This is a genomic window from Micromonospora sp. NPDC047762 (assembly GCF_043204655.1).
Lineage (GTDB): Bacteria > Actinomycetota > Actinomycetes > Mycobacteriales > Micromonosporaceae > Micromonospora.
The window spans coordinates 266,798-286,240 of the sequence record NZ_JBIDCQ010000007.1 but is presented as its reverse complement, the minus strand read 5'-3'; the positions used below and the strand labels follow the sequence as shown (position 1 = coordinate 286,240).

The 19,443-nt window shown below is 71.8% G+C and carries 17 protein-coding genes; 11 read left to right on the top strand and 6 right to left on the bottom strand.

Annotated elements, in window-relative coordinates; genetic code table 11:
- Nucleotides 1-151: 151 nt before the first annotated feature.
- The gene (locus tag ACGF3C_RS22685) at nt 152-1,693 is read right to left on the bottom strand and encodes a 4-hydroxyphenylacetate 3-hydroxylase N-terminal domain-containing protein (RefSeq protein WP_357206434.1); all 1,542 of its coding nucleotides are present in this window, start codon (nt 1,691-1,693) and stop codon (nt 152-154) included.
- 174 nt (nt 1,694-1,867) lie between these two features.
- On the opposite strand from ACGF3C_RS22685, the gene ACGF3C_RS22680 reads away from it, so the two are divergent.
- From ACGF3C_RS22680 to ACGF3C_RS22630, 11 genes are all read left to right on the top strand, one after another.
- Nucleotides 1,868-2,869: a methyltransferase gene (locus ACGF3C_RS22680; protein WP_357222132.1), complete on the top strand. Its 1,002-nt coding sequence runs from the start codon at nt 1,868-1,870 to the stop codon at nt 2,867-2,869.
- Nucleotides 2,870-2,921: 52 nt separating this feature from the next.
- On the top strand, nt 2,922-6,170 hold the full coding sequence (locus ACGF3C_RS22675; protein ID WP_393224903.1) for a BTAD domain-containing putative transcriptional regulator: 3,249 nt from the start codon (nt 2,922-2,924) through the stop codon (nt 6,168-6,170).
- Nucleotides 6,171-6,262: 92 nt separating this feature from the next.
- A complete protein-coding gene (locus tag ACGF3C_RS22670; protein WP_393224901.1) occupies nt 6,263-6,511 on the top strand; it encodes a phosphopantetheine-binding protein in 249 nt (82 codons plus the stop codon).
- Between the two features lie 37 nt (nt 6,512-6,548).
- Entirely contained in the window at nt 6,549-7,931 is a 1,383-nt protein-coding gene (locus ACGF3C_RS22665; protein ID WP_393224898.1) for a condensation domain-containing protein, read from the top strand.
- Nucleotides 7,928-9,193 (top strand): GNAT family N-acetyltransferase, encoded by a 1,266-nt coding sequence (locus ACGF3C_RS22660; RefSeq protein WP_387350500.1) that lies wholly within the window; start codon nt 7,928-7,930, stop codon nt 9,191-9,193. The genes ACGF3C_RS22665 and ACGF3C_RS22660 overlap by 4 nt, the downstream gene beginning before the upstream one ends.
- 10 nt (nt 9,194-9,203) lie before the next feature.
- Nucleotides 9,204-9,836 (top strand): dTDP-4-dehydrorhamnose 3,5-epimerase family protein, encoded by a 633-nt coding sequence (locus tag ACGF3C_RS22655; protein WP_357206422.1) that lies wholly within the window; start codon nt 9,204-9,206, stop codon nt 9,834-9,836.
- Between the two features lie 34 nt (nt 9,837-9,870).
- Nucleotides 9,871-11,118 (top strand): activator-dependent family glycosyltransferase, encoded by a 1,248-nt coding sequence (locus ACGF3C_RS22650; RefSeq protein ID WP_357222121.1) that lies wholly within the window; start codon nt 9,871-9,873, stop codon nt 11,116-11,118.
- A gap of 110 nt (nt 11,119-11,228) precedes the next feature.
- A complete protein-coding gene (locus tag ACGF3C_RS22645) occupies nt 11,229-11,825 on the top strand; it encodes an NAD(P)H-dependent oxidoreductase (RefSeq protein WP_357206418.1) in 597 nt (198 codons plus the stop codon).
- On the top strand, nt 11,822-13,453 hold the full coding sequence (locus ACGF3C_RS22640; protein WP_357222119.1) for an MFS transporter: 1,632 nt from the start codon (nt 11,822-11,824) through the stop codon (nt 13,451-13,453). The genes ACGF3C_RS22645 and ACGF3C_RS22640 overlap by 4 nt, the downstream gene beginning before the upstream one ends.
- 50 nt (nt 13,454-13,503) lie before the next feature.
- Complete coding sequence (locus ACGF3C_RS22635; RefSeq protein ID WP_393224892.1) at nt 13,504-14,010, top strand: SRPBCC domain-containing protein; 507 nt, start codon at nt 13,504-13,506, stop codon at nt 14,008-14,010.
- Between the two features lie 3 nt (nt 14,011-14,013).
- Complete coding sequence (locus ACGF3C_RS22630) at nt 14,014-14,451, top strand: nitroreductase family deazaflavin-dependent oxidoreductase (RefSeq protein WP_393224889.1); 438 nt, start codon at nt 14,014-14,016, stop codon at nt 14,449-14,451.
- Between the two features lie 65 nt (nt 14,452-14,516).
- Here ACGF3C_RS22630 and ACGF3C_RS22625 read toward each other — a convergent pair whose 3' ends face one another.
- Genes ACGF3C_RS22625 through ACGF3C_RS22605 form a run of 5 tightly spaced genes read right to left on the bottom strand, consistent with a single transcriptional unit; the run spans nt 14,517 to nt 19,439 of the window.
- On the bottom strand, nt 14,517-15,791 hold the full coding sequence (locus tag ACGF3C_RS22625; protein ID WP_357222113.1) for an activator-dependent family glycosyltransferase: 1,275 nt from the start codon (nt 15,789-15,791) through the stop codon (nt 14,517-14,519).
- Nucleotides 15,792-15,821: 30 nt separating this feature from the next.
- Nucleotides 15,822-16,799 (bottom strand): aldo/keto reductase, encoded by a 978-nt coding sequence (locus ACGF3C_RS22620; RefSeq protein ID WP_393224885.1) that lies wholly within the window; start codon nt 16,797-16,799, stop codon nt 15,822-15,824.
- 17 nt (nt 16,800-16,816) lie between these two features.
- Nucleotides 16,817-17,530, bottom strand: a complete 714-nt coding sequence (locus ACGF3C_RS22615) for a class I SAM-dependent methyltransferase (RefSeq protein WP_357222109.1) — start codon at nt 17,528-17,530, stop codon at nt 16,817-16,819.
- Nucleotides 17,527-18,273 (bottom strand): class I SAM-dependent methyltransferase, encoded by a 747-nt coding sequence (locus ACGF3C_RS22610; RefSeq protein WP_393224882.1) that lies wholly within the window; start codon nt 18,271-18,273, stop codon nt 17,527-17,529. The genes ACGF3C_RS22615 and ACGF3C_RS22610 overlap by 4 nt, the downstream gene beginning before the upstream one ends.
- Nucleotides 18,270-19,439, bottom strand: coding sequence for a DegT/DnrJ/EryC1/StrS family aminotransferase (locus ACGF3C_RS22605; RefSeq protein ID WP_357222105.1), 1,170 nt, complete (start codon nt 19,437-19,439; stop codon nt 18,270-18,272). Before ACGF3C_RS22605 ends, ACGF3C_RS22610 begins: the two co-directional genes overlap by 4 nt.
- Between the last annotated feature and the right edge of the window lie 4 nt (nt 19,440-19,443).

Here is a 19,443-nt window from a genome sequence, read left to right as displayed (position 1 = left end):
GCGCGTCGACGCGCGGGCCTCCTGGCGTGCGCGCCGACGCGCCGGTCTCGAACAGACTGAGGCGTGGACGCCGGTCGCGGGCAGAATGAGGCGTGGACGCTCGACGAGCGCCCACGCCAGCTCGGGGGTCCGCGGCGATCGCCGCCGCCTACTACGTCGCCAGGTGCGGCGCCGTCCAGCCGTTCAGGTCGTACTCGGACAGGCACTGCTCGACCAGAGCGATCATGTCGTCGGTGACGCCGGCCTGGGTGCCGCGGCGCAGCACCTGGGCCCGGTTGTCGTCCGGGTTGCCGGCGTGGTTGCGCTCGTACAGCTCCTGACGCCCGCCGAACTCCGTGCCCACCGCGTCCCAGAGCAGCTTCATCACCTTCACCCGCTGCTCAGCGTCGGTGCCGTGCGAGCCGCGCAGGTACCGGTCCAGATAAGGGCGGATCTCCGGGTTGTGGAAGTCGGCGACACCCGAGTTCAGGTAGATCAGCCCACTGCCCGCAGTGTGTTGGACGATCTCGCGCATCTTGCCGTACGCCATCGGTGCGAGGGTCCGGTACGTCAGCGCGTACTCCTCGTTGGGCTGCACGTAGCCGTCGGCCCACGGCCGGCACCGCTCGATCATGGCGTCGGACAGCGCCCACATCAGATGCCGCCAGACCATCAGCTCGCCGATGTTGCCCTGTACCTGCCGGAACTCGTCGGTGCCGTTGATCTCCACGGCCTTCATCAGCAGGCCGCAGATGAAGTCGAACTTGACCGCCAGCCGGGTGGCGCCGTGCAGGGAGAACCGCGGCATGAAGCCGGAGTCGTGGAAGAACGTGTTCGCCTTCTCCAGGTCGCCGTAGACGAAGACGTTCTCCCACGGGATCAGGGCCTGGTCGAACACGATGACCGCGTCGTTCTCGTCCATCCGGCTCGACAGGGGGTAGTCGAACGGGCTGGCGGTGCGGGCCGCGGTCATCTCGTAGGAGGTGCGGCAGAGAAGCTTCACCCCGGGGACGTTCATCGGCGCCATGAACACGACACCGAACTGCTTCTCCTTGATCCGGAGCCCGTGGTGGGCGATGAAGTTGTAGTTGGTCAGCGCGGACCCGGTTGCCACCACCTTCGCCCCGCTCACCACGAGGCCCGCGTCGGTCTCCCGGTCCACGTGCACGTACACGTCGGCGACCTGCTCGGGGCGCAGGTGGCGGTCCACCGGTGGGTGCACGAGCGCGTGGTTGACGTGCAGCACGCGCTCCTGGCACTCCTTGTACCAGCGCCGGGCGTTGTCACCGAACGGGGCGTAGAAGTCGGCCTTGGCTCCCAGGGTGGCGAGGAACGACGCCTTGTAGTCGGGCGAGCGGCCGAGCCAGCCGTAGCACCGTCGCTGCCACGCCGCGATGGCGTCGCGCGAGCGGCGCAGGTCGGCCGCGTCGACCGGGGCGCGGAAGAACGGATGGGTGAAGCCACCGTTGCCGGTGTCGGTCGGGACGGTCAGCACGTCGCGGTCCGGCGACTCCCAGAGCGCGTCGTACATGTTCGCGATGGTCCGGGCATTGTTGCGAAAGGCCGGATGCTCGGTGACGTCCTTGATTCGCTCGCCGTACAGCCAGATCTCCCGACCGTCGCGCAGGCTTTCCAGATATTCGGCACCGGTAAATGGCCGTAGCCCGGACGGTTGCGCCTCCGGCGTCTCCGTCGTGGATTCTGCGCTCGGCATCGGCAATCAGCTCCTCGGCGTGGCGGTGCGGATATTCATGGAGCGTGCCAGCCGGTTCGGTGGCACGACAAGGCAATGGAAGCGGAACGGCAATTCAGGAGATGCCGCTGCTACGCAAGGAATGCGAGCGTGAGCGGGCGACGATCAGATTCTCACGACCCACGAGGGGGCACGGTGGCACGGGACGAGATGAGCGCCAGGATCTGGTCCATGGCGGGGCTCGGTACGCCGATGGCGATCCGGACGGCGGCGACGCTGCGCCTGGCCGACCACATCGACGCCGGGGCCGACACCGCCGAGGCGATCGCGGGGGCCGAGGGGGTGAACGCCGACGCGCTGGAACGGGTCATGCGGTACCTGGCCGTCCGGGGCCTGCTGACCCGGGAGAGCGGCGGGCGGTACTCACTGACCCCGCTCGGCGCGGTGCTGCGGGAGGACCACCCGTCGAAGGCCCGCGCCCGGCTGGACATCGAGGGTTCCGTCGGCCGGGCCGAACTGTCCTTCGTGCAGTTGCTGCACAGCGTGCGGACGGGAGAGGCCGGCTTTCCGGTCCAGTTCGGCCGTTCCTTCTGGGAGGACTGGGCCGCCGACCCGGAACGGGCCGCGAACTTCAACCGGCTCACCAGCGACCTGGAGTCACGGTCGCCGGAGATCGTCGAAGGCATGGACTGGGGTCCGCTGGGCTGGGTCGTCGACGTCGGCGGCGGCAACGGCGCGCTGCTGATCGGGCTGCTCAACGCCTACCCGACGCTGCGTGGCACGGTGCTCGAGATGCCGGACAACTGCGAGGCCGCCCGCAAGTCGGTCGCGGAGTCGGACCTGGGGGAGCGCCTGGACGTGGTGGCCGGCAGCTTCTTCGACCCGCTGCCGGCCGGCGCCGGCGGGTACGTGCTGTCGTTCGTGCTGCACAACTGGGCCGACGACCCTGCGCGGGAGATCCTGCGCCGGTGCGCGGAGGCCGCCGGGCAGACCGGCGCGGTGCTGGTTGTCGAGCAGACCGGGCCCGGCGGGGAGGCCACCCACACCGGAATGGACCTGCGCATGCTGACGGCCTGCGGTGGTCGGGAGCGGACCGCCGCGGATCTGACCGCTCTCGCGGCATCCGTCGGGCTGCACGCTGTGGCCGTCCATCCAGCCGGCTCGTTCTCCATCGTGGAGCTGCGCGCGGCTGGCTGACCTGCCATTCCGTTGCCGGTGCCGCGCCACCGGGTGGGTTACCCTGTGCCGCATGCGCTTCGGGATGCTCGGTCCGCTCGAGGTCTGGACCGCTGATGGCAAGCCGGTGCGCATCCCGGAGCTCAAGGTCCGCGCGCTGCTGGCCGACCTGTTGGTCCACGACGGTCGGCCGGTGGCGGCGCACCGGCTCATCGACGACCTCTGGGGCGACCGACTGCCCGCCAACCCGGCCAGCGTGCTCCGCAGCAAGATGTCGCAGCTCAGGCGCGCCCTGGACGACGCCGAGCCGGGGGCCCGCGATCTGGTCACGCATTCCCCGGCCGGGTATGCACTCACCGCCGGCGACGACGCGGTGGACGTCGGCCTGTTCACCGAGATGGTGGGCCGAGCCCGCCGCGCCGTCCACCCCAGGGACAGGATGGCGCTGCTGACCGACGCCCTGGCGCTGTGGCGCGGCCCCGCGCTCGCCGATTTCCCGGACGAGGCGTTCGTCCGCCCGGCTGTCACGCGCTGGTCGGAGGCCCGGCTGATCGCTCAGGAGGAGTGGGCCGAGACGGCGCTCGATCTGGGTCGACACGCCGACGTGCTGGCCGACCTCGGCGACCTTGTGGAACGCCATCCGTTGCGCGAGCGTTTCCGCGCGGCGCGGATGCGGGCGCTGTACCAGTGCGGCCGGCAGGCCGAGGCGCTCGACGAGTTCCGGATCTTCGGCGACCGCATGCGCGACGAGCTGGGGCTCGACCCGGGGCCCGAACTGGTCGCCCTGCACCGCGCCCTGCTCCGCCAGGACCCGGCGCTCACCGGTCCGGCCACGACGCCGGTGCCGATCGAACCCGAACGCGGGAACCTGCCGGCCCCGCTCACCGGGCTGATCGGCCGGGACGCCGCGGTCGCCGACGCGGCTCGACTCCTGGACGCCGGCCGCCTGGTCACCCTGACCGGTCCGGGCGGCGTCGGCAAGACCCGGCTCGCGGTGGCCGTCGCCGCGCGGATCGCACCCGGTGTGCCGGCCGGCGCGTGGATGGTCGAGTTCAGCACCGTGCCGCGCCCGGCCGGCGGCGGACGGGCGGCGTCCGCCGTGATCGACGCCGTCGCCAGCACGCTCGGGCTCCGGGACGATGGCCGCTCCGGCAGCGCCGGCGGTGTCGACCGACTGGTGGCGGCGCTGCGGGGTCGGCGTCTGCTGCTGGTGCTCGACAATTGCGAGCACGTCGTCGAAGATGTCGCCGAGCTCGGCCGCGAACTGCTGGATGCCTGCCCCGACCTGCGCATTCTTGCCACCAGCCGGGAGTCGCTCGGTGTGCCTGGCGAGGTTCTGGTGCCGGTGCCGCCCCTGGCGCCGCCGGAGGCGGGTACGACAACGGTCGCGCAGCTGCGTCGGTCCAGCGCCGGGGAGCTCTTCCTGGCGCGGGCGGCCGCCTCCGAGCCCGGCTTCGCCCCGGACGACGAGAACGCGGCAGCGGTGGCCACCGTCTGCCGGCGGCTCGACGGCATACCGCTGGCCCTGGAACTGGCCGCCACCCGGGTGCGCACGATGGGGATCACCGAACTGGCCGCCCGCCTCGACGACCGGTTCCGACTGCTGGCTGCCCATCGGCGCGGCGGCCCGGCCCACCACGCCACCCTGCGCACCATGATCGACTGGAGCTGGGACCTGATCGGCGCGGACGAGCGGGCCGTGCTGCGACGGCTGTCGGTGTTCACCGACGGCTGCGCGCTGTCATCCGCCGAGGAGGTGTGCGCCGATCCGCCCGCCGCCGGGGGAGTGTCCCGTGCCGACGTGGCGTACCTGCTCGGGCGACTGGTGGACTGCTCGCTGGTCACGCTGGTGGAGAACGCCGACGGGGTGCGGTACAGGATGCTGGAGTCGGTGGGGGCGTACTGCGCCGAGCGGCTGCGCGAGTCCGGCGAGGACGAGGCGGTGCGGCTGCGGCACGGCACCTGCCAGGCCGCCCTCGCCGAGGAGGCCGACCAGAATCTGCGCGGTCCCGTCCAGCGCCGGTGGCTGCGCCGGTTGGACGCCGAACAGGCCAACCTGCGGGCGGCCCTGGCCGCGGCGATCGAGCGTGGAGACGCGGTGCTCGCCCTCCGGCTGGCCTGCGCCTGCGCCTGGTACTGGGTACTGCGCGGCCACCTGGGCGAGGGCCGCCGTGCGCTGGCGGCGGCGGCCGCGGTGCCGGGCGAGGCGCCGGCCGGCCGGCGTGCCCTGGCGCTGCTCTGGGAGGCGGGCATGGCCGCGCTCGGCGGCGATGACCCACACGACCTGCTGTGCCGGGCGGAGGCCGAGGGTGAGGCCGGTGCCGACCCGCACGCTGTGGCGCGGGCCCGCTGGTTGCTCGCCTCGGCGCTGCCCGAGGATGTCACCGCCCGGCCCGGCGACGGCCGGTTGGACGGAGTGCTGTCGGAGTTCCGTAGCCTCGGCGACCGCTGGGGGGCGGCGGCCGCGCTGAGTAGCCTGGCCTGGACGGCGCTGCTGCGCGGAGACGTCGCCGCGCTGCGCCGCGACGCGGAGCGGAGTCTGGAGGAGTTCCGCGATCTCGGCGACCACTGGGGAGTGTTGCAGGCCACCAACCCGTTGGCCGCGTTGGCCCGGATGACCGGGGACAGCAGCCGCGCCGCGCGGCTGCACCGCGATGCCCTCCGCATCGCCCGCGAGCTGGGCCTGTGGCCGGAGGTGTCGTACCAGCTCAACGAACTGGGACGGATCGCGCTGGACGCCGGCGACCACGCCGCCGCCGGCGACCTGCACGCCCAGGCCCGGCACCTGGCCAAGGAACAGTCCAATCTGGCCCTGGAGCAGTTCGCCGACCTGGGGTTGGCGATCACGGCACGCCGGCAGGGCAGATGGGACGCCGCCGAGCGACTGCTGCACCCGTGGCTGGAGTGGAACAGGCAGGCCGGCTGGCATGCCGGCGTGGCAGCGGTCGGCGCGGAGCTCGGCTTCGTCGCCGAGCAGCGCGGTGCGGCCGACGACGCGCTGCACCGGCACCGGGAGGGCTTCGCCGCGGCTCGGGACAGCGGTGACCCGCGAGCGGTGGCGCTCGCCCTGGAGGGGCTCGCCGGGGCGTACCGGCTGGCCGGTGACCCGGTGCGGGCGGCCCGACTGCTGGGCGCGGCGGACGCCGCCCGCGACGCGGCGGGACTGCCGTCACCGGACGCGGACCGGCACGACTCGCGACGCGTCGCCGGGCTCCTGGCCGCCGACCTGGGGCCGGCCCAACTGGTCGCTCAGCGCGCCGCAGGGGCCGGCGCGCCGCTCGACGACCTGCTGCGCGACGACCGGTCGATGGCCCGGCGCTGACGAGCCTGCGCAACGCAGGAGATGAACCTCGGGTCGAACACGTGTGATGCTTCAGCTCGCGAGACAGTGAATTCCCGGCCGAGGGGATCCGGATGTCAGAACAATCGCGCGCCGATCTCGAGAAGCACGTCACAGCGATCTGGGAGGACGTTCTCGACACCGCGGCCGGTCCGCCCGACGCGACATTCTTCGAATTGAACGGGCAATCGATAGCGGCTTTTCGCATCGTCGCGCGGATAAGTGACCGGACCGGCATCGACGTGCCCGTCGAGGAATTGTTCAAGGATCCGACACGCGCCGCCTTCGCCCGGGCGGTTCTCGCGTGTGCGGAACGGCGCTGACCCGAGCGGGCTCGACCACGTGGAAAGGCACGGTGGAATGGTGTACGCAGAGAACCGCTTTCCGTTCTCCATCGAGCAGGAGTTCCTGCGCGGGCAGCATCAGGAGGACGGCTCCACGGCGGGGTTCGGCCCGCGCCCCATCTCCAGCGGTGGCTGGCGGCTCACCGGGCTGGTCGACGCCGACCTGCTGCGCGGGGCTCTGGACGACGTCATCGCCCGGCACGAACCACTGCGGACCATGGTCATCAGGGGCGCCGACGGCTGGGAACAGGAGGTGCGGGACCCGTGCCCGGCCCGGCTCCAGGTGCATGACCTGGGCGACGACCCGGACGGCCGGGGCGTACGGGCCGAGCGGTTCCTCGACGAGGCCGAGTCCGGTCACTTCGACGCTGACGAGCTTCCCCTGCTCTGGGCGTACCTGGGCCGTTTCGACGACCGGGACGCGGTGCTGGTGCTGGTCGCGTACCTCCCGCTGATCGATGTGTGGTCACTCGGCATCGTCATGGACGACCTGGCCGCGTGTTACGCCGCCCGCCTGGCCGGCGGCAAACCCGACCTGCCGGACCCGCCGCGGTATCGCGACTACGTGCGACGCACCGAGGGAGATGCCGCCGCCGGCGGTTCCGACCCGTCCTTCGAGTACTGGCGTGAGCGGCTGGCCGGAGCGCGCCCTGTCGTCATCGCCGCGGACCGGCCGGCGAACCCCGACCATCCGGGCGTCACCCGCGTCGACCGTTTCCAGATCGACGCCCGGCTCGGCTCGGCCGCCCTGCGCCTGGGCCGTGCGACGGGAAGCTCACCGTTCATGGTGATCTTCGCGGCGCAGCTCATCCATCTCCAGCGGATGACCGGTGTCTCGGACGGGGTGGTGTGGACGCTCACCCCCGGACCTGGCCGCCGGCACGAGTGGGCAGAGGCCACGGTCGGCTACTTCGTCAACATGTCACCGCTGCGAACCGACATCTCGGGCTGCGTCACCTACCGCGACGTCCTCGCCCGGGTGCGCGCCACCTGCCTGGAGGCGTTCCCGCACGAGGTGCCGTTCGTCGGACTGGCGCAGCGGGCCCCGGACGTCATCGCGGGGCTGGAACAGGGCGGCATGGTCGTGCCGGGCTTCGCGGTGTTCCAGAATCCCTCGGCGTCGAAGACCCGGTCCGCCGGTGCGGTCGAGTACGCGCCGGTGCGCCGGCGGTTGTCCCAGGCGCAGGGCCCGGGCATCCCCGACGACGCGATCCTGTGGACCATCGACATCGACCCGGACGGTGAGATCTTCTGCGCCGTCAGCTCGAGCACGGACCGGTTCGAGCAGGCCACGGTGGACCGCATGCTGGCCGAGTTCCGCGACCTGTTCGGCAGGGTCCTGGCCGACCCGGACGCGCCGCTGGCCGGCGCCCGTACCCACGAAGGGGCGCACTCGTGAGCACGCTGCCTCCCGGCTACCAGCTGGTCACCGACCTCCCGGACGACCGGTACGGGGAATGGCTGGACTGCTGGCTCGGTGCCTTCGGCAACCCGGTCAGCGCCGATCCCGAGATCCTCGACTTCTACCGGCGCACGCACCCGCCGGATCGGGCCGTGGCGGTCGCCGACGACGAACGGTACGTCGCCACCAACACCGCGCTCGACCGTGACCTTGTGCTCCCCGGCGGCAACACGGTGCCGGCCGCCGCGTGCACCGGTGGTTCCGCGCACCCGGTGGTGGCCCGGCGTGGGTTGCTGCGCGCCACGGTCGCGCACCTGAACCGGCGGGCCGTCGACGAGGGCAAGGCGATCGTCGTCGGGGGCGCGTCCGAGTGGCCGATCTACGGCCGGTTCGGTTCCGGCCCGGCGACCTGGTCCGACGCGGTCGAGTTCGACGTCCGGGCGGTCGGCCTGCGCGACGACGTGCCGGGCCGCGACCTGCGTCCGCGTCGGATCGACGGTACGCAGGCCCGGGACCTCGGGTACAAGCTGTACTCCCAGCAGGCGGCGCAGACGCCCGGGGAGGTGCTCACCCCCTCGTGCTACTGGGACCGGCTTGCCGGCGACCCCGCGTCCGGCGCGCTGGAGGAGGCTCTCGCCCTGGGTGCCCCGGGGTACGGGCCCCGGCACTGCGCCGCGATCGACGACCGTGGGCTGGTGACATACCGGATCATGCCGGACTGGACGGCGGAGTCCGCGCCGCAGAGCAAGCTGCACGTCATCGACTTCCTCGCGGCCGACCAGGAGGCGGAGGGCGCGCTCTGGCGGCACCTGTTCTCCGTCGACCTGGTCCGCGAGATCGACGTGTGGCGGATGCCGGTGGACAGCCCGCTGCGCTGGTGGGTCGACGACGCGCGACGGATGCGTGTCCGCCGCCAGGACGCCCTCTGGATCCGCCCGCTGGATGTGCCACGGCTCCTGCGCACCCGCGGCTGGGCCTGCGACGGCGTCCTCACGCTCACGGTGCACGACCCGGAGGGCCTGGCGGCCGGCACGTTCCGGCTGGAGGTGACCGACGGGCACGCCACGTGCGAGCCGGTCACCGCCGCGGCCGACCTGGAGATGGGCGTCGGCGCGCTGGCCGTCATCCTGCTCGGTGGCACCCCGGCGGCCGCGCTCACCCGGGCCGGCCGGATCAGCGCCCCGGACGCGCGCAAGGTGCGACTGTGGGACGCCATGGCGGTGCCGGAGCGCAGCCCGTACATCAGCTACTGGTTCTGACGGGGTCACCGTGACAGTGAGCCCGCTCGCCGTGACCGGGGCCCTGCACTTCACCGCGCCGGTGTTCCCCGACGACCGGGGCTTCTTCGGCACCCCGTTGCAGGCTGGCCTGTTCGCCGAGACCACCGGCCGTCCGCTGTTCCCACTCGCGCAGGCCAGCTACAGCCGGTCCCGGCGGGGGGTGGTTCGGGGGGTGCACTACACGGCCGCACCCCCTGGCGCCGAAAAGTACGTCTACTGCGCGCACGGCGCCCTGCTCGACATCGTGGTGGACATCCGGGTGGGGTCGCCCACGTACGGCCAGTGGGACGCGGTGCGGCTCACCGGCGACCGGATGGACGCGCTGTACCTGCCGGTCGGCGTCGGCCACGCCTTCGTCGCGCTGACCGACGACGCCGTCATGCAGTACCTGCTCTCGCGGGAGTACGAGCCCGCTGACGAGCGCGCCGTCTCCGTCCTCGATCCACGGCTGGGTCTGCCGGTGGGAAACCCCGCCGGGCACGATCTGTCCGAGCGCGACCGCGCCGCGCCGACCCTGGAGCAGGCAAGGGAGGCGGGGTTGCTGCCGGACTACGCCCGCTGCCGGGCGATCGAGGTGCGCAATCTGCGAGATGCCCCGGCCAGGGCGGCTGGTGGACGGTAGGCGGGCACACGACGACCCGACCGAAAGGGCACCGATGCGCGTTCTGTTCGCCACCTATGCGGAAACCACCCATTACTACAACATGGTCCCGCTGGCCTGGGCCCTGCGCACCGCCGGCCACGAGGTCCGGGTCGCCACCCAACCGGCCCTCATGGACGCGGTCGTGCAGTCCGGCCTGACCGCCGTGCAGGTCGGGGAGGACCACGACTTCATGTCGGTCATCGCGGCCAAGGCCGACGACCCGACCTGGGGCGAGCGGATCACCACGGCACTGCGGACCGGCGGCGCCGACATGGACTATCCGGCCCTGCTGGCGTTCTTCGACGAGGCCGTGGAGACCTCGGCCAAGGTGTTCAACGACCCGATGGTCGACGCCCTCGTGGCGTACGCGCGGGAGTGGCAGCCGGACCTGATCATCTGGGAGAACTTCACCCTTGCCGGCGCCATCGCGGCCCGGGTCACCGGCGCCGCGCACGCCCGCCTGCTCTGGGGGGCCGACGCGCAGACCCGCATCTACAACCGGTTCCAGGCGTTGCTCGCCGAGCAGCCCGAGGATCAGCGGCGCGACCCGATGCAGGACTGGGCCGCCGCGCACCTGGAGCGGTTCGGCGTCACCTACGACGCCGACGTGCTGACCGGGCAGTACACCCTGGACCAGGCGCCGGAGAGCATGCGGCTGGACGTCGGGCTGCGGATCGTGCCGTTCCGGTATGTGCCGTACAACGGTCCGGCCCGGGTCCCCGGCTGGCTGCGCGAGCACCCGGAGCGTCCGAGGGTCTGCGTGACCGCCGGCATCTCGATGCGTTACATGCTGGGCTACGACCCGATCCCGGTCTCGACGCTCAAGCTCTTCGCCGACGCCGACGTCGAGGTGGTCGCGACGCTGGCCGTCGACGAGAGCGAACTGGCCGACGTGCCGCCCAACGTCCGGGTGGTGAACTTCGTGCCGATGCACGCGCTGCTGCCCAGCTGCTCGGCCGTCGTGCACATCGGCAGTGCCGGCGTGGTGTCGACGGCGATGGCGTACGGCGTGCCGCAGCTGACTCTCGTCCCCGACCTGTGGGACGCCGTCGTGCGCGCCGACATGTTGCGCGAGCAGGGCGCCGGCCTGGATCTGACGCTCGACCAGGCGACGCCCGAGGCGATCCGCGACAACGTCCTGCGGCTGGTGCACGAGCCGGAGTTCCGGGCGGCCGCGGACCGGATCCGGGGCGAGATGCTCGCCGAGCCGGCACCGAGCGAGATCGTGCCGGTTCTCGAGAAGATCGCCGCCCAGCGGTGACCCGGGGGTTCCGGCCGGCGCACGTCCGGCCGGAACCGAACCGGAACCCCGGCACGGAAGGCTGACCACTGCTGCGGGAAGCCGGCGAGCCGGGGAGAGGTGACGCCAGGATGAGCGAGAACCATCTGCGGTTGGTGATCGTCATCGCCAGCATCCGTCGAGGCCGGTTCGGTCCGGTCCCGGCGCGCTGGCTGTGCGACGAGACCAACCGTGGTGGGCGCATCGAGGCGGACGTGATCGACCTCGCCGAGGCCCGCCTGCCCGAGGTCGCCGGCGACCCGGCTCCGCCCGCCGTTCGCGACCTCGCACCATGGCTGGCCGCCGCGGACGCGTTCGTCGTCGTCACACCGGAGTACAACGGCAGCTTCCCCGGGTCGTTGAAGACGGCCATCGACTGGTTCCGCGACGAATGGCGGCGCAAGCCCGTTGGCTTTGTCTGCTATGGCGGTCCGGCCGCGGGGCTGCGGGCGGTGGACCATCTGCGCCAGGTGTTCACCGACCTGGACGCGATGACGGTGCGCGACCCGGTGACCATCCCTCACCACCGGTCCGCCTTCGACCTCGCCGGCCGGCCGGTCGATCCCGGTCTGACGGTCGCGGCCGGTCGCATGCTCGAACAGCTCATCTGGTGGGCCGACACGTTGCGGCGCGGACGCGTGGCGCCGACCGACACCCGACTCGGGAAACTTCAGGAAGGAATTCGATGACAACCGAAGGCACCACTGCGGCCGTGCCGCGGGCGGGCCGCCGGGAATGGATCGGGTTGGCGGTTCTCTGCCTGCCCACCCTGCTGGCCTCGGTGGACCTCACGGTCCTGTATCTCGCACTACCGCATCTCAGCGCCGACCTCGGCGCCACCACGACCCAGCAGTTGTGGATCGTGGACATCTTCGGGTTCCTCACCTCCGGCCTGCTGGTCACCATGGGCACGCTCGGTGACCGTTTCGGCAACCGCAGGATGCTGTTGATCAGCTCCGCCGCGTTCGCCGCGGCGTCGCTGCTGGCGGCGTACGCCACGACGCCGGAGATGCTCATCGGCGCCCGCGCCCTGCTCGGCGTGGCCGGTGCGGCAGGAATGCCCGCCGCCCTGGCCCTGATCACGCACATGTTCCGGGACCCGGCGCAGCGCGGCATGGCGATCGCGTCGTGGATGAGCTGTTTCATGGGCGGCCTGATGCTCGGGCCCCTGGTCGGCGGCATCATGCTCGAGTACTTCTGGTGGGGCTCGGCGTTCCTGCTCGCGGTCCCGATCATGGTCCTCGTCCTGGTGGTGGCGCCGGTGCTGTTGCCGGAGCGCCGCAACCCGGGCGCTGGCAAGCTCGACCTGCTCAGTGTCGCCATGTCCCTGGTCGCGATGATCTCGCTGGTGTACGGGCTGAAGAAGCTCGCCCAGGACGGCTTCACGGCACCGGCGCTGCTCGCCATGGTGTTCGGCGTTCTGGTCGGCGTGCTCTTCGTGCGGCGGCAGCGGAGCCTCACCGACCCGCTGCTCGACCTGCGCCTGTTCGGCATAGCGACGCTGCGCGCCGCGCTCATCCTCGGCCTGCTGGTCAGCGCGCTCAACGGCGGCGCGTCTCTGCTGGTGACCCAGTTCCTCCAGGTGATCGAGGGGCTGTCACCGCTGCGGGCGGGCCTGTGGCTGCTGCCGCCGTCCCTGGCAATGATCATCGCGTTGTTCCTGGCGCCGGGCCTCACCGCCAAGCTGAAGGCGGGTCGGGTGATCGCGCTCGGGCTCGGCATCGGGGTGGTGGGCTATCTGATCCTGGCCCAGGTGGAGAGCGTCGACGGTCTCGGGCTGCTCGTCGCGGGCTTCGCGGTGCTGCTGTTCGGTATGGGCCTGCCCTCGTCGCTGGGCACCATGCTGGTGATGGGCGCCGCGCCGCCGGACCGGATCGGCTCCGCGTCGTCGTTGCAGCAGACCAGCAACGAGTTCGGTATCTCGATCGGCATCGCCACGCTCGGCAGCATCGGCATGGCGACCTACCGCAGCGAGTTGGCGGACACCGTGCCCGACACGGTGCCGCCGGACGTGGTGGAGGCCGCCCGCGAGGGCATCGCCCCCGCCAGCGTGCTGTCAGCGCAGTTCCCCGACCTGCTGGCGCCGGCGCGGGCCGCGTTCACCGTCGGTCTGAACAACGTCGCCTGGGTCAGCGCGGCGCTGATGATCGGCCTGGCCATCTTCGCGTACTTCGCACTGCGGCACACCGAGCTGAGCGAGATGACGCCGCCGACCGACATTCCGCCGCTTGCCGAGCAGGCTACGGCCGCGGACGCCGCCGGCGTCGAGGCCGGCCGCACCGACGACGCCCCGCAGACCGTTCCGCCTCATCGCTGACGCCGATGCCCGGCGGGCCTGGCCCGCCGGGCATCGCGGAAGGAGTAACCATGTCACTCGACGTGGATGGCACCCAGGTGACGCTGTGCCGGGACAGCGCACGGCCCAGCGTGCGGCTGCGGCGCCGCTATCCGGCACCGGTCGCCGCAGTGTGGCGGTGCCTCGTCGAACCGGATCAGGTCAACGCCTGGTGGACGCCGATGACCGTCGAGCTGGTGCCGGAGGCTGGCGCCGCGATGACGTTCACCTGGCCCGGTGGCGACACGGAGCCGGGCCAGGTCCTCGCCGTCGACCCGCCCCACCTCTTCGCGTACACCTGGGGTCCGGACACCCTGCGCTGGGACCTGTCCGCCGCCGGGGACGGGACCGACCTCACGTTGCTGACCACCGTGGCCGACCCGGGCCACATCGCCTACAGCGCGGCTGGCTGGCACTCCGGCCTCGACCTGCTCGGAGATCACCTGGCCGGCCGCGAGGTCGTGCCACCCGGCCCCGATCCGGCACCTCCGGCACTGGTCGAACGCTATCGTCGACTGCTCGACGGAGAACAGGGATGACACATGGCTGACGAAGAGATCCACGACAGTCCCACCAAATGGGTGGCCGACCACGTGCGCTCCTATGTGGAGACCGGTGGCGCCAAGGGACACGACTTCCAGGGCAAGTTGCCCACCCTGCTACTGACGACGCGGGGCCGCCGGACGGGCAAGCTGCGCCGCACCGCACTGATCTACGGGCGGGACGGCGACCGGTACGTGGTGGTGGCCTCGGCGGGCGGCCAGGAGGCGAATCCCGCCTGGTACCTGAACCTCTGTGCCGAACCGGAGGTGTCCGTGCAGGTGTACGGCGAGACCTTCCAGGCCAAGGCGTCGGTCGCCGCTGAGGCCGAGCGGCCCGCGCTGTGGGAGAAGATGGCCGGGATTTTCTCCACCTACCGCCGCTACCAGAAGAAGGCATCCCGGGAGATCCCGGTGGTGCTGCTGGAACCGCTGCGTTAACCCCCGAACAGGCTGTGCGCCTCCGCCGGCCCGCCCCCGTCCGCGCGGAGGCGCACAGCCCTGCCTCAGCCCGCCCGCCGGTACGCCGCAGTCAACTTCTCCACGGCGGGCACCACCTCGTTGGGCGTGGGCAGACCCATCATCTCCGTACGCAGGCGGACCGCGTTCTCCTTGAACGACGGGTCCTTGAGGACCCGCATCAGGTCCTCGCGGAGCCCTGCGGGAGTGAGGTGGTCGGAGTCGTAGGCCAGCCACACCCCGGCGCCACGCTCCTGCAGCCCGTTCGCCTGCGCCACCGGGCCGAACCACTTCTCGCTCCAGTACGCGCTCGGCACGATGAGCTGCGGTACGGCGTGCTCGAAGGCTGAGGCCATCGTCGAGGATCCGCCGTGGTGCACGATGGCGCTGCACGTCGGCAGCAGGACGTTCATCGGCACGAAGTCGACCACCCGCACGTTGTCCGGTATCCGCGGCACCGAGGCGAGCTGCTCCGCGCTCATCGTGGCGACCACCTCGATGTCGAGGTCGCCCACCGCCTCGAGCAGGTCCACGGCTGAGGCCTCGGCGACGTCCGCCTCGCGGTGGGTCATGCCCAGCGTGACGCAAACCCGCGGCCGGACCGGCGGCTCGTAGAGCCACCGCGGCACCACCGAGGGGCCGTTGAAGGCGAGGTGACGCATGCGGATGTAGTGCGGGGCGCTGGGGCGCCAGGTCCACGGCGGCATCGTGTCGATCGTCCACTGGCCGTGCACGACGTCGTCGGCGAACGCGCCGCCGCCGTGCGTGCGCAGCAGCGGCTCCAGCCAGGCGCGCATCGGGTCCGGCCGGGACCCGCCGGCCGCCCGTACCGCCTCCCAGAGCTGCACGAAGGCGTCCGTGCCGAACAGGATGCGCGCGTGCGCCGCGCCGCAGGCCCGGGCCACCACCGGTCCGGCGTAGGTCATCGCGTCCCAGAGCACCAGGTCCGGCCGCCAGGCGCGGGCGAAGCCGATCAGGTCGGTGAGCATCGCGTCGGTGTGCAGGAACGGGAGGAGGTTCGTGGTGAGGTACTCAAGCTCGGCGTACGGATCGTCCCGGGCGTAGTCGGTCTGCACCGGCAGCGTTGCCGGTGCGGCCTGGCGCTTCGGCGGCTCGGACATCTCGTCGACCTCGGCCAGCGTCTCGGCCATGGGCTCACCGGCCAGGACGGCGGTGAGCCCCGCCTGCGCCAGCGCCTCGGTCGAGCCCGGCTGGCAGGCGACGCGCACGTCATGGCCGGCGGTGCGCAGCGCCCAGGCCAGCGGCGTCATGATGTAGAGGTGTGACTTCAGGTCCGGGGGAGCGACGAACAGGACACGCATGGCGGGTCTCTCCTTCGGGTTCGAGGTGATTCACCAGCCCGCCAGCGGGCTGGCGCCGGCGACCGGGGGGAACAGCTCGTCCAGGCGCCGGATCACCGCGGGGTCGAGCGGGCTGTCGAGGGCGGCGAGGGCACCGTGCAGGTGCGCCAGGGTGCGTGGACCGATCACCGCTCCGGTCAGTCCGGGCCGGCCCAGTACCCAGGCGAGCGCCACCTCGGCCGGGTCCAGCCCGAGACCGGCACAGTACTTCTCGTAGTCGGCGACGGCCTCGTACCGGTCCTCCAGGGCCCGCATCGCGCGCCCCTGCGCCGTCTTCACCGCGGTGCCGTCGGCCAGCTTCCGGAGTGCGCCGCCGAGCAGCCCGCCGTGCAGCGGGGACCAGGCGAACACCCCGACGCCGTACGCCTGGGCCGCCGGGATCACCTCCGTCTCGGCCTGCCGGGCCACCAGGTTGTAGGCACACTGCTCGACGACGAGCCCGAGGTGACCGCGTCGGGTCGCCGTCTCCCGCGCCGCCGCGATGTGCCACCCAGCGAAGTTCGAGGAGCCGACGTACCGGATCTTGCCCTGGCCGGTCAGCATCTCCATCGCCTGCCAGATCTCGTCCCAGCCGGCGTGCGGATCGAAGTGGTGCATGTGGTACAGGTCGATCCAGTCGGTGCGCAGCCGCCGCAGGGAGTCCTCGCAGGAGGCGACGATGTGCCGGGCGGACAACCCGCGGTCGTTGGGCCAGTCGCTCATCGGGTTGAACACCTTGGTCCCCAGCACCACCTTCTCCCGCCGGCGGTCGCCCTGGTCGAACCATGCGCCGATGAGTTCCTCGGTCAGCCCTCGATGCACCTGCCAGCCGTAGTGGTTAGCCGTGTCGAAGAAGTTGATGCCGTGGTCCAGCGCCTCGTCCATGAGGCGGAACGCCTCTTCGCGCGTGGTGCGCACACCGAGATTGAGCGTGCCCAGGCACAGCGGGCTGACCTCCAGGGCGGTACGGCCGAGTCGGGTGTAGCGCATCGTCGCTCTCCTTCGTCTCAGCCGCGCTGCCCGACGAACAGGCCGCGCCCGGTAAGCCCGTCATCCAGGAACTCGGCCGGGCAGCCGGCGTCCGCGAACGCACCCAGGTACTCGTCGCGGCTGAACAGCATGAGGTGCGACGTTTGGGTGAACTCCCGGATGCCGCCCGCGTCCCCCACCAGGAAGCGCACCTCCAGGTGCGACATCCGCCCGGTGCGGGTGGTGTGTGACATCCGGGCCACCGCCCGCGTCCCGTCGGTGTCGGAGTCGACGGCCAGATGACCGTCGAGGAACCGCTCGGGAAACCACCACGGCTCCACCACCAGCACGCCGCCCGGCTCCAGGTGCTGCGCCATTGACCCCACGGCCTGACGCAGCTCGGCCACCGAGCCCAGGTAGCCGATGGCGTTGAACATGCAGGTGACCGCGTCGAAGCGGCGGCCCAGGCGAAAGTCGCGCATGTCGCCGTCGTGCACGGGCACCCCGGGTAGGCGCGTCCGGGCCGTCGCACGCATCGGCTCGGACAGCTCCACGCCGGCCACCTCGTCGAAGGTGTCGGCAAAGGTGGCCAGGTGTGCGCCCGTCCCGCAGGCCACGTCGAGCAGGCTGGCGGCCTCTGGACGCCGGTCGCGGATCAACCGGGTCAGGGTCTCCGCCTCGGCGGCCCAGTCCTTGCCCCGGCTGCGGTAGATGAACTCGTAGATCTCGGCGAACTCGGCGGTGTAGGTCATCGGCGGACCCCGGCGAACAGGCCGCGGCCGGGCAGGCCGCCGGCATCGGTGAGATGCTCGGCGGTACAGCCCGCCGACCGCAGGGCCTCGAGATAGTCCTCCCGGGTGAACAGGGTCAGCATCTGCACGTGGGAGAAGTGCCGGATACCGCCGTCGTCGGCGACGACGTAGTGCGCCTCGTGCCGGGCCGCCTGCCCCTGCCGCGCCGAGTGCGAGACCCGCACGACGGTACGGGTGTCGTCGTGGACCACGTCGTGGGCGACGTGCCCGTCGAGGAACGTGTCCGGGGACCACCATGGGTCGATCACCAGTACGCCACCGGGAACGAGGTGCGCGGCCATCGTCCGGACCGTCGCAGAGAGCTCGTCGACGTCGTGGGCGTAGCCGATGGTGCCGGTCAGGATGCACACGGCATCGAATTCGCGGCCCAGCGCGAACGACCGCATGTCGCCGACGTGGACGGCGCCGGCCGGCAGCTTGGCCTGCGCCACAGTGCACATCGCTGGGGACAGTTCGAGTCCGGCCACCTCCGGGAAGGTCGCCGCCAGCCGCCGCAGGTGCTCGCCGGTCCCGCAGGCCACGTCCAGCACGGACCGGGCCTGCGGCCGGCGCTCGCGGATTACGCGCGCCACGGCGTCCGCCTCGGCGGCGAAGTCCTTGCCCCGTCCCGCGTACAGCAGGTCGTAGATCTCGGCCACGTCGGCGTCGTAGGCGGCCGAGGTCACCGTGTGTTGGCCGGTCACCGGGTGTCTCCCGCCGCGACGGTGTGCCGGCCGAGCCGACGGGCGAGGGATGCGCGCAGTGCCGCGACGACCGCGTCCACGTCGTCGTCGGTGAGCGCCTGGTGCATCGGCAGGCACAGGGTGCGTTCGGCGGCCCGCTCGGCCCGGGGCAGCCGCGCTGCCGACCCGTACGCGGCCACCCGGTGCAGGATGGGATAGCGGAACGTCGTGTAGATGCCCTGGGCGTACAGATCGCTGGCCACGTCGTCGCGGATGCCCTCGTCCATCTGCACCCAGTACAGGTAGTGCGAGCTGCGTTGGCCGGGAGGCAGCGGCGGGGGCAGGGTCAGACCGGGCACGTCGGCGAGGCCGCTGTCGTAGCGAGCCTCGACAGTTCGCCGCCGGTCGGCGAAGTCCGGCAGTCGGCCCAGTTGCACCAGGCCGACGGCGGCCTGCATGTCGTTCATGATCGAACGCCTGGAGAACGACGAGATGTCGAAGTCCCACCATCGGTGCGCCGAGCGCCGGGCCTGGGAGAAGCCGCTGAACTGCTCCAGACCGAAGTACGCGAGCTTGGCGGCCCGCGCCACCAGGTCGGGATCGCGGGCGGTGAGCATGCCGCCGTCCCCGGCCACGACGATCTTCTGTGCGTCGAAGCTCCACACGCCGATGTCGCCGAGCGTGCCGCAGGGCACGCCGTCCACGCTGGAGTCCACCGCACAGGCGGCGTCCTCGATGAGGAGGATCCCGCGTTCCCGGCACAGCTCGGCGATGCCCGCGATGTCACCGGGCCGGCCACCGTAGTGCAGAGCAAGCACTGCGCGGGTGCGCGGAGTGAGTGCCGCCGCCACGTCGTCGACGGTGGGGTTGAGGGTGTGCGGATCCACGTCGCAGAAGACCGGACGGGCACCGTGCGCCGCAATGGCGTTGCCCGCGCCGACGAAGCTCACGGTCGGCAGCACCACCTCGGTGCCGGGCCCCACACCGGCGAGCTGCATCGCGATGAACGTCGCCTCGGTGCACGAGTTCACCGCTGTGACCCTGCCGGTGTCCACGCCGAGGTGGCCGGCGAAGGCCGCCTCGAACGCCGCGGTGCGCGGTCCCTTGCCGACCCAGTTGCTGCCGAACACCTCTGCGATGGCGTTCAGCTCCGCCTCGCCGAGGGACGGCTGAAACACGTTGATCATGATC